Origin of the sequence: Streptomyces swartbergensis (assembly GCF_002148965.1) — a bacterium.
GTDB classification, from domain to species: Bacteria; Actinomycetota; Actinomycetes; order Streptomycetales; family Streptomycetaceae; genus Streptomyces; species Streptomyces swartbergensis.
This window is the reverse complement of the sequence record NZ_NGFN01000306.1, coordinates 1-10,274: the sequence shown is the minus strand read 5'-3', so window position 1 is coordinate 10,274 and position 10,274 is coordinate 1. Positions and strand designations below refer to the sequence as shown.

8 protein-coding genes and 3 pseudogenes are annotated in these 10,274 nt (G+C 72.1%); 4 read left to right on the top strand and 7 right to left on the bottom strand.

Annotated features, from left to right (window positions below; all coding sequences use genetic code 11):
- Window positions 1–912: ATP-binding protein (locus CA983_RS33905; RefSeq protein ID WP_158101920.1), on the bottom strand; the 912-nt coding region annotated here is incomplete at its 3' end.
- A gap of 272 nt (window positions 913–1,184) precedes the next feature.
- Between CA983_RS33905 and CA983_RS33900 the strand changes: the two genes are divergently transcribed.
- Window positions 1,185–2,543 (top strand): M14 family metallopeptidase, encoded by a 1,359-nt coding sequence (locus CA983_RS33900; RefSeq protein WP_086604613.1) that lies wholly within the window; start codon window positions 1,185–1,187, stop codon window positions 2,541–2,543.
- 9 nt (window positions 2,544–2,552) lie between these two features.
- Here CA983_RS33900 and CA983_RS33895 read toward each other — a convergent pair whose 3' ends face one another.
- From CA983_RS33895 to CA983_RS33880, 5 genes and pseudogenes are all read right to left on the bottom strand, one after another.
- Window positions 2,553–3,068 carry a hypothetical protein gene (locus tag CA983_RS33895; protein ID WP_086604612.1) on the bottom strand — a complete coding sequence of 172 codons (516 nt, stop codon included), beginning with the start codon at window positions 3,066–3,068 and terminating at the stop codon, window positions 2,553–2,555.
- Between the two features lie 132 nt (window positions 3,069–3,200).
- Window positions 3,201–3,290, bottom strand: a pseudogene (locus CA983_RS48415) (GntT/GntP/DsdX family permease); the annotation flags it as partial.
- A 173-nt stretch (window positions 3,291–3,463) separates the two neighbouring features.
- Complete coding sequence (locus tag CA983_RS33890; RefSeq protein WP_086604611.1) at window positions 3,464–3,874, bottom strand: RidA family protein; 411 nt, start codon at window positions 3,872–3,874, stop codon at window positions 3,464–3,466.
- Complete coding sequence (locus CA983_RS33885; RefSeq protein WP_086604610.1) at window positions 3,871–4,632, bottom strand: IclR family transcriptional regulator; 762 nt, start codon at window positions 4,630–4,632, stop codon at window positions 3,871–3,873. Before CA983_RS33885 ends, CA983_RS33890 begins: the two co-directional genes overlap by 4 nt.
- Window positions 4,629–5,605, bottom strand: a pseudogene (locus CA983_RS33880) (sugar kinase). Before CA983_RS33880 ends, CA983_RS33885 begins: the two are co-directional and overlap by 4 nt.
- A 145-nt stretch (window positions 5,606–5,750) precedes the next feature.
- On the opposite strand from CA983_RS33880, the gene CA983_RS33875 reads away from it, so the two are divergent.
- Complete coding sequence (locus tag CA983_RS33875) at window positions 5,751–7,028, top strand: amino acid deaminase (protein WP_086604609.1); 1,278 nt, start codon at window positions 5,751–5,753, stop codon at window positions 7,026–7,028.
- A 12-nt stretch (window positions 7,029–7,040) separates the two neighbouring features.
- Window positions 7,041–8,651: an N-acyl-D-amino-acid deacylase family protein gene (locus CA983_RS33870; protein WP_086604608.1), complete on the top strand. Its 1,611-nt coding sequence runs from the start codon at window positions 7,041–7,043 to the stop codon at window positions 8,649–8,651.
- A gap of 30 nt (window positions 8,652–8,681) precedes the next feature.
- On the opposite strand, the gene CA983_RS33865 is transcribed toward CA983_RS33870, so the two are convergent.
- Entirely contained in the window at window positions 8,682–9,605 is a 924-nt protein-coding gene (locus CA983_RS33865) for a S1 family peptidase (RefSeq protein ID WP_086604607.1), read from the bottom strand.
- 259 nt (window positions 9,606–9,864) lie between these two features.
- Here CA983_RS33865 and CA983_RS47310 point away from each other — a divergent pair.
- Window positions 9,865–10,274: pseudogene (locus CA983_RS47310) on the top strand (hypothetical protein); the annotation flags it as partial.

The window sequence follows — 10,274 nt, the reverse complement described above, 5'->3', positions numbered from 1 at the left end:
CTCCCCGGTGTCGTCCGCGCAGACCGCCTCCGCCGTCTCCAGGTCGAAGCTGCCCGCAAGGACCGACAGCCGGGCCCACACCAGTTGCTCGGGGCCGGTGCACAGGTCGTGGCTCCAGGCGACCGCCGCTCGCAGGGTCTGGTGGCGGGGCAGGGCGGCGGGGCTGCCGGTGGTGAGGAAGCGGTAGCGGTCGTCGAGGCGGTCCAGGAGCTGGTCGACGTCGAGGACGCGCATGCGGACGGCGGCGAGTTCGATGGCGAGGGGCAGGCCGTCCAGGCGGCGGCACAGGCGGGCCACGGAGGCGCGGTTGTCCGGGGTGAGGCGGAAGCCGGGGACGACCGCGGCGGCCCGGTCGGCGAAGAGCGTGAGGGCCGGGTAGCCCTCGGCGGCGGAGAGGTCGCCGTCCGGGTCGGGCACCGGCAGCGGTCGCACCTCCAGCAGGTGCTCCTCGGTGAGCCCGAGCCGGTGCCGGCTGGTGGCGAGGATGCGGACGCCCTCGGTGCCGTGCAGCAGGGCCGCGGCGAGTCGCGCACACGCACCCGCCAGGTGCTCGCAGTTGTCGACGACGAGCAGCAGCCGCCGGTCCCGCACCTGCTCGACGAGGGCGTCAAGCGGCGGCTGGGCGGAGTGGTCGTGCAGCCCCAGCGCGTCGGCGGCGGCGAGCGGCACGAGCGCCGGGTCGTGCAGCCCGGAGAGGTGCACGAAGCGCACGCCGTCCGGGAAGGCCCGCTGCACCCGGGCCGCGACGCGCGCGGCGAGCCGGGTCTTGCCGACGCCGCCCGGCCCGGTCAGCGTCACCAGCCGTGCGCGGGCCAACAGCTCGCGGCCCTGGGTCAGTTCGCCACGCCGGTCGACGAAGCTGGTCGTCTCGACCGGCAGATGGTGGTCCCGTCGTGGCGCTGATCCGTCCATGATCAGCCAGTCCTCTGGGGGTGTGGTCCGAGGATCCGGACACTCCGGCTCCCCTTGCGCGGGTCCTCACTCTCCCCTCTTGCGTACATATATGCACGCTCGGGTCACACCCGTGGGTGTACTTCGGCCGGGACAGCTCGACCGCCGCGCCGCACGCGTACACTGCTGCGTCCGCTTTCGGTCTTGACCTGCTCATGCCATTGGCAGAACGATGTGCGCCACCCGCACACGTACGTCGCACGGAACAACCCCACCTCCCACAAGGAGATTTCATGCGACTCCGCATACGAGGCTCCGGTGCCCGCACCGGCAGACGCACCGCCGCCCTCGCCACCCTCCTCGCACTCGCCCTCGCGGCGCCCCTGACCGCGACAACGACGACGGACGCCACCGCCGACAGCGTCCCCAAGGCGGCCCCGTCGGCCGACGACGTCCGGCAGTACGAGATCCACATGCACTCGACGGCCGAGGACCGCACGGCACTTCAGCGCACCGGAGTGACCGTGGACGAGGCCCACGGCCACGGTGTCGTCGTCTCCGGACGCGCGGACCAGATCAAGAAGCTGCGCGCGCTGGGCTACGAGGTCACCCCGCTCGGCGCGGTCCCAGACCGGTCCGCCGCCGAGGACGACGTCCGGATCCACGACTTCCCGTCCGCCGACTCGCGCTACCACAACTACGCGGAGATGACGAGCGAGATCAACTCGATCGTCTCGGCCAACCCCTCCATCGCGAGCCAGCGCGTCATCGGCAAGTCGTACCAGGGCCGGAACATCGTCGCCGTCAAGATCAGCGACAACGTGGGCAGCGACGAGTCCGAGCCGGAGGTGCTGTTCACGCACCACCAGCACGCCCGCGAGCACCTCACCGTCGAGATGGCGCTCTACCTGCTGCGCGAGCTGACCTCCGACTACGGCTCCGACTCGCGCGTCACCAGCATGGTGAACAACCGTGAGATCTGGATCGTGCCGGACATCAACCCGGACGGCGGCGAGTACGACATCGCCACCGGGTCGTACCGCTCGTGGCGCAAGAACCGCCAGCCCAACAGCGGCAGTTCGTACGTCGGTACGGACCTCAACCGCAACTGGAACTACCGCTGGGGCTGCTGCGGCGGCTCCTCCGGCTCGACGTCCTCCGACACCTACCGGGGCTCCGCGCCCGAGTCCGCGCCGGAGGTCAAGGTCGTCGCCGACTTCGTGCGCAGCCGGGTCGTCGGCGGGGTGCAGCAGATCAAGGCCGGCGTCGACTTCCACACGTACAGCGAGCTGGTGCTGTGGCCGTTCGGCTACACGTACTCCGACACGACCACCGGGATGACCGCGGACGACAACGCGGCCTTCAAGGCGGTCGGGCAGAAGATGGCCGCGAGCAACGGGTACACGGCGGAGCAGTCCAGCGACCTGTACATCACGGACGGGTCGATCGACGACTACCTCTGGGGCACGCACAAGATCTTCGGGTACACGTTCGAGATGTATCCGAGGTCCAGCTCCGGTGGTGGGTTCTACCCGCCCGACGAGGTGATCGAGCGGGAGACCTCCCGTAACCGGGACGCGGTGTTGCAACTGCTGGAGAACGCGGACTGCATGTACCGGTCGATCGGAAAGGAAAGCCAGTACTGCCGCTAGGCGTGCTCCTCAGCCGGCGTCTTCCTCGAAGTAGGCATCGAGGACTGCGTCCAACTCTTCGTCCCACTCCTTGAAGTGGCTCCTGGCCGGCGCTTCGATCTCGATCGGGTACCAGCGCCGGTCAGGGGTGTGGACGGTGACGGTGTAGCGCTTGCCGAAGCGGGCGGTCTCCGTCTCGACCGCCCCGATCTCGTCCCAGCGGAACTCGCATTCCTGGTCGTCCAGGGCCAGGCGTACGCCTCTGTGGTCGGCGACTATCCGCGCGCGGCGGTCGGACGCCTCGAAGACGGGGCCGTCGGCATCGTCCTCCTCCGGCTCGGAGGAGGCCGTCTCCGCCGTCTCCTCCCGCTCGGGGGCGGCATCCTCGGCGTCCTCGGCTTCCTCGGCCTCGGCGACCTCAGGCTCCTTCTCCGGCCCGTCGTCCTCCGTCCGGCCGGACGCGGGTGACGTGAGCCCGGGGATGAAGGCCGGGTCGAATCCGGCGCCCTCCAGGGGCTGGCTGCTCGAACCTATGCGCTGCTCCACAGCGGAGCAGTATGGTCGACGAACCTGTGCCGCACACAGTCGGCCCCCGCATCGTTACACGAAGATGCTCAACATCACGGCCACCACGAACCGCTGACGCCGAAGTACTCGGCGACCATCCGGAAGCCCCCAGACGCCCGCCGCGGTCACGATCGCCACCGTCGCCGAGCCCTGGGCGACGCGCAGGACCACGGAGATCAGGCAGGCGAGGATCACCGGCAGGCGGGGATGAGGACGAGCGGGGTGCCGATGATGCCGAGGACCGTGCCGAGGGGTTCGGTGACCGGCAGACCAGCCGCGAGGCCGACGGCCAGGGAGACCGCGAGCAGCGCGGAGGGAGCCCGGCGCGGCGCATCGGAGGCGCCGCGCCTCGAAAAGGCCGGGTAGGGGATGGGTCAGCCGAGGACGGCCAGCGCGTCGATCTCGACGAGGAGACCCGCGGGCAGGCCGACGTAGACCGTCGTGCGCGCGGCGGGCGGCTGGGTGAGGCCCTGCTCCTCGAAGTACGCGTTGTAGATCTCGTTGAACTCGGCGAAGTGGGCCACGTCGGTGAGGTAGACGCGGATCATCATGGCGTCGTCCCAGCCGGCGCCGCCCTCCTGAAGGATCGCCTTGACGTTGCCCAGGGTCTGGAGGGTCTGCTCACGCAGGGTCGGGCCGGCGGGCGTGGGCGGCTTGCCCTCCTCCGCGGGCAGGAAGCCGACCTGGCCGGCGACCTGGAGGATGTTGCCCTTCTTCACGCCGTGCGAGAACTTCGCCGGCGGGGTGGTGTGGGTCCTGGGGGTGAGTGCGATCTTGTCGGTCATTCGGTGCCCTTCACTTGTGTTCTGCCGGAGTACTCCCCGCTGATGGCGTCCGCCGTACGGCGCACCAGCGGCAGGAGGGTGAGGAGTTCGTCGGCGGTGACGACGACGTTCGGCGCGGAGACCGACATCGCGGCGACGACCCGGCCGTCGGCGCCGCGGATGGGCGCCGCGACACAGTTGATGGACTCCTCGTGGCCGCCGAGGTCGGTGGCCCAGCCCTGCTCGCGCACCTTCTCCAGCTCGCGCAGGAACGCGCCGGCGTTGGGTGTCGAACGGGACGTGTACGCGGGGTAGTCGAGCTTCTCCGCCACCGCCCGCCGCTCGTGCTCGGGCAGGTCGGCCAGCAGCAGCTTCGCGACCGCGGCGACCGTGATGGCGACGGGCTTGCCGATCCGGGAGTACATCCGCACCGGGTAGCGGCTCTCGACCTTGTCGATGTAGAGGACCTCGTTCTCCTCGTACACGGCGAGGTGCACGGTGTGTCCGCAGCTCTCGTTGAGGCGGACCAGGTGGGGATGGGCGATCTCGCGGACGTCGAGGTTCTCCATCGCCTCCTGGGCGAGGGCGAAGAGGCGGGCGCCGAGGCGGTAGCGCTGGTCGGACTGGCGGTAGACGAGGCCGTGCTCGTGGAGGGTGCGCAGCAGGCGCAGGGCCGTGGACTTGTGCACGCCGAGGCGGTCGGCGACCTGTCCCAGGTCGGCGGGGCCCTCGGCGAGCAGCGGCAGGATGCTGAGCGCGCGGTCGACGGTCTGGCTCATGGCGTACGTACCTCCTCGGGGGCCCGCTGTGTGTCATCGGTCCAGCCCGGGCCGAGTCGAAGTCTCCCCCATGCGGCGTCGTCCAGGGCGGCGAGGCGGTCGGCGTGCTCCCGGGCGGGCGGCGCGGCGAGGTCGCCGGGGACGGTGAGCGCTGCGGCGGCCAGCAGATGGCCGTGCCGCAGCCGGTCCCGGACGGGCAGGCCGCGCAGGGTGGCGGAGAGGAACCCGGCGGCGAAGGCGTCCCCGGCGCCGACGGCGGCGACGACGTCGACGCGCGGGGCGGGCACGAAGGTGACGTCCCGCCGGTCGAAGACGGTGGCTCCCGCGGCGCCCTGCTTCACGACCAGCACCTCGGGCTCGGGGAGGGCGGCGCGGACGGCCTCGGCGCCGCGCAGCCCCCAGGCCTCGTCCTGCCCGACGAACACGAGGTCCGCGCCCCGCGCGAGGTCCCGCAGCACCTCCGGGGCGTCCGTGCCGCGCCACAGGCCGGGCCGGTGGTTGACGTCGAAGGAGACCAGGGGGCGGCCGGGCCGGCGCGCGGTCAGCTCGCGCATCAGGTCCAGGCAGGTCCCGGACAGCGCGGCCGTGATCCCGGACAGGTGCAGCACGCGGCCGGCGCGGACCGCGTCCAGGTCTGCGCGTCGGTGGCCCGGTCCCCGGCCGTGCGGAAGTAGATGCCGGTGGGGCGGGCGGGGTCGCGCCGGACGTGTGCCACGTCCACCCCGTACCCGCCGATGGCCTCGACCAGATGGTCGCCGAACGGGTCGTCCCCCACCCGGCTGACCCACCGCACGGAGTGCCCGGCGGCGGCCAGCACGCACGCCGTGTTGGACTCCGCGCCGCCGATGCCCCGGTCGAAGGAGGGGACGTCGGCGAGCCGGCCCGGCCGGGACGGCAGGAACGTGACCATGGCCTCGCCGAGCGCGACGACGTCCACGACGTCGGGGGAGTTGCAGGGTCCGGTGGGGGTCACGATGCTCGTAGCTCCTGGTTGCTCGGCGGGGGCGGCGTGTGCGGCCGCTTTCGTTGACCCCGGGTGGCCGAGATGTTAGACAGCGTTGAGCGATATACGCAATGAATGTTGCAGACAGTGCAACAGCCCTGATCAGGGAGGCTCCATGTCAGCCGATACCGCCGCCGAGTCCCTCGCCCGGCTCGCCGCCGAGCGCGTCGACCACCGCTTCAAGGGCCTCCCGCCGGACGCCGACGGCCTGACCGTGGGCGAGCTGGCCGCCCAGCGCCGGAACCTGTTCACCGGCGGCTTCACCACGCCCCTGCTCGCGCTGTCCGCCGAGCGCCTGGAGCACAACCTGCGGCTCATGGAGACCTACGCGGACCGGCACGGCCTGGCCTTCGCGCCGCACGGCAAGACCTCCATGGCGCCCCAGCTCTTCCAGCGGCAGATCGAGCACGGGGCGTGGGGCATCACGCTGGCGGTGCCGCATCAGGTGCGGGTGGCGCGCGCGTTCGGGACCCGGCGCGTGTTCCTGGCGAACGAGCTGGTCGACGCGGCGGCCCTGCGCTGGATCTCCGCCGAGCTCGACGCCGACCCGGAGTTCCGCTTCGTCGCCTACGTCGACTCGGTGCGCGGGGTGGAGCTGATGGACGCCGCGCTGAGCGGCGCCCGGCGCCCGCTGGACGTCGTCGTCGAACTCGCCGCCGGGGAGGGCGCCCGTACCGGGTTGCGTACGGAGGCGGAGTGCGCGGCGGTCGCGGACGCGGTGGCGGGCACGCGGACCCTGCGGCTCGTCGGCGTCGCGGGTTATGAGGGCGAGGTGCCGAAGGCGGACCCGGAGCGGGTCACGGCGTGGCTGCGGCGGCTGGTCGCACTCGCCGCCGACTTCGACAAGGCCGGACGGTTCTCAGGTGTCGACGAAATCATCGTCAGCGCGGGCGGCAGCGCCTGGTTCGACGCGGTCGCCGAGGTCTTCGCCGAGATCCCAGAACTCTCCCTTCCCGTGCTGAAGTTGCTCCGCTCGGGCGCCTACGTCTCGCACGACGACGGCCACTACCGCAAGCTGACCCCGTTCAACCGGGTGCCCGAGGAGGGCGCCCTGGAGCCGGCCTTCCGGCTGTGGACGCAGGTGGTGTCACGGCCCTGTGCCGAGCAGGCCTTCGTCAACGCGGGCAAGCGGGACGCGGCCTACGACCTCGACCTGCCCTTCGCCCAGGTGATCCGCCGGGACGGCGCCGAGCGCCCGGCCACCGGCGTGTCGGTGACGGCGCTGTCCGACCAGCACGCCTGGCTGAGCACCACTCCGGAGGCGGATCTGGAGGTCGGTGACTGGGTCGGCCTGGGGCTGTCCCATCCGTGCACCTCGTTCGACAAGTGGCCGCTGATCCCGGTCGCCGAGGCGGACGGCACGGTCGTCGACTACGTCCGTACGTTCTTCTAGGAGGCCGGCGCGATGGAAGAGCTCGTCATCCGGGACGCGGACGTCATCGACGGCTCCGGCGCGGACTCCTACCGGGCCGATGCCGTGGTCGACGGCGGCCGGATCGTGTCCATCGTCAAGGAGGCCGCCGCCGCCGGCTGCCAGCGGCCGAAGGCGCGCCGGGAGCTGGACGCCGAGGGCCTCACCCTGTCCCCCGGCTTCGTCGACATGCACGCCCACAGCGACCTGGCCCTGCTGCGCGACCCCGACCACAGCGCCAAGGCCGCGCAGGGCGTCACGCTGGAGGTCATCGGCCAGGACGGGCTGTCGTACGCGCCGGTCGACGACCGCACGCTCGGCGAGGTGCGCCGGGCGATCGCCGGGTGGAACGGCTCGGGCGACGACATCGACTTCGACTGGCGGACGGTGGGCGAGTACCTCGACCGCCTCGACCGCGGGATCGCCGTGAACGCGGCCTACCTCATCCCCCAGGGCACGGTCCGCGCGCTCGCCGTCGGCTGGGAGGACCGGGAGGCCACCCCGCAGGAGCTGGACCGGATGCGGCAGTTGGTCGCCGAGGGCATGGAGCAGGGCGCCGTCGGCATGTCGTCGGGGCTGACCTACACGCCCGGCATGTACGCGCAGGACGCCGAACTGACCGAGCTGTGCCGGGTGGTGGCGTCGTACGGCGGCTACTACTGCCCGCACCACCGCTCCTACGGCGCGGGCGCCCTGGAGGCGTACCAGGAGATGGTCGCGCTGACCCGGGAAGCGGGCTGCCCCCTGCATCTCGCGCACGCCACCATGAACTTCGGCGTGAACAAGGGCCGGGCGCCCGAGCTGCTGGCCCTGCTGGACGAGGCGCTGGCGGCCGGGGCGGACATCAGCCTCGACACCTACCCCTACACACCGGGCTGCACCACGCTGGCGGCCCTGCTGCCGAGCTGGGCGAGCGAGGGCGGGCCGGAACAGGTCCTCAAGCGGCTGGCGGACGAGGAGACGGCCGAGCGGATCCGCCACGACCTGGAGGTCACCGGCTCGGACGGCTGCCACGGCGTGCCCATCGAGTGGGACACGATCGAGATCTCGGGCGTGGGCGACCCGGCGCTGGCCGAGTTCGTCGGCCGGACGGTCCAGGAGTCGGCGGACGTGCGGGGCGAGGCACCCTGGGTGACCGCGCGCGGGCTGCTGCTGGCCGACCGGCTGGCGCCGACGATCCTCCAGCACGTCGGCCACGAGGAGAACGTCCGGGCGATCATGCGTCACCGCGTGCACACCGGCGGCTCGGACGGCATCCTCCAGGGCGCCAAGCCGCATCCGCGCGCGTACGGCACGTTCCCGCACTACCTCGGCCACTACGTGCGGGAGTTGGGGGTGCTGTCGCTGGAGGAGTGCGTCGCGCACCTCACCTCGCGCCCGGCGGCCCGGCTCCGGCTGCCGGACCGGGGCCTGGTCCGCGAGGGGTTCGTCGCCGACCTGGTGCTCTTCGATCCGGCGACGGTCGCGGCGGGGTCGAGCTTCGCCGAGCCGCGCGTGCTCCCGACGGGCATCCCGTACGTGCTGGTCGATGGGCGGTTCGTGATCGAGGACGGGCGTCGCACGGACGCCCTGGCGGGCCGGGCGGTGCGCAGGACTCCCGCGTGACCGCCCGACCCAGAGGGATCTGCCCCGGCCTTACGGCTTGGGCAGGGTGCAGCCGCTCGCGCTCAGGTCGAGCTTGTTGTCGATGCCGAAGCAGGCCGGGATCTGGTAGGTCTCCTGGCCGTAGTTGATGCCCTTGCGGACCGTCACGTTGCCGTTCGCGTCGACCTCACAGGGGTTGTTCACCGTGCAGCGCTCGCCGTCCTCGTTGCCGGTGTTGTTGACGGCGACGACCTTGCCGGTGGCCTCGTCGACGACGGGTGAGCCGGACGTGCCGCCGATGGTGTTGCAGGCGGAGGTGTAACGGACCGAGTCCTTCCAGGTCCAGTCGCCTTCCTTCAGGGTGTGCGCGAACCCGTCGATGTTGCAGCTGTAGACGCGCTTCCAGTAGCCGGAGGGGATGCTGATGGCGGAGCCGGCGACCGGGTGGGTGTCGTTCAGCGTCAGCGGACTGATGCCGTAGGAGCTCCTGATCTGCCCGTAGGTGGTGGTGAGCTGGTAGAACGCGACGTCCGTGTCGGTCATCGTGCCGTACGCGAGCTTGGCGGCGCGCAGGGTTGCGACGCGCGAGCCGGAGGCGTTGAGCAGGCTGAAGGTGCGGCTGGACGCCTTGTCGACGAGGACCTCGCCGGGTGCGGGGAAGCCGCTGTCCAGGCAGTGTCCGTTGGTCATCACCAACGCCGGGTCGTTGGACTCGGAGTCCGGCATGCGGACCACGGAGCCGGAACAGTTGCTGAGCGCGACGGTGCCGGCGAGGTTCACGGCCTTGGCCTTGGGGTTGAGGCCGGACAGCGTCTGCTCCACGGACGTGACCACGTCCGGCACGGCGGACGTGGCCGAGCCCGTGTCCGCGACCTTGCCGACGCCCGTGGGGGCGGCCTCGGCAGCGGTCGCGGGAGCCGCGCCGGCCCCGGCTATCGCCAGGGCGCAGAACGCGGCTGCGAGAGGTTTTCTCATGGGGGGTCCCCTCTTGCGACGGAGGCGGCCGGAAATCTTCCGGCCGCCTGCACAGTTGTCATGCGCATTGTGATCGCCGCAAGGCGGATGGGGCAAGGAGTTGTTCCGCGCACGGAATCCGCCCGTCCGGCCTGACCCTACTCAACGGCCTTGACGGGCGGATCACTTGGGRCCCTTCGTGCCGCCGGGACCATGTCCGGGCTTTCCCTCGGTTCGGCCCGGGGGCGTGGCGGTGGCGGYGGGAGCRGAGGTTGTCGGGGTGRCGGCCGTCGGACTGCCGGCCGAGGGACTCGGGGCGTCCGGCACGGAATCGGACGACGGGGTGGGACTCGCCGCGGTGGACGGGCTCGTGGACGCGGCGCCGGACGGCTCGTCACTGTTCTCCGGGTTCTCCGGCCGGCCGGCCAGAGGGGCCCCGGGGGTCGGTGTCCGAGCGGTGCCGGTGGGCGGCGCCGTCGGCGACTCCCCCGCCGTCGGTCCCGTACGGCCGCCGCCGCCCTCGCGCGACCCGCCGGAGGGTGCGTCCGAGAAGCCGAGACCGGCGATGAGCGCGGCGGCCGACACGGCGCCCACGGCTCCGGCGGCGACCGCCACGCGCCGGGCACGCCACGACCCCCGTCCCCGCCCTCGCCCTCGCCCTCGCCCTCGCCGGGAGTGGCGACCCGCCCC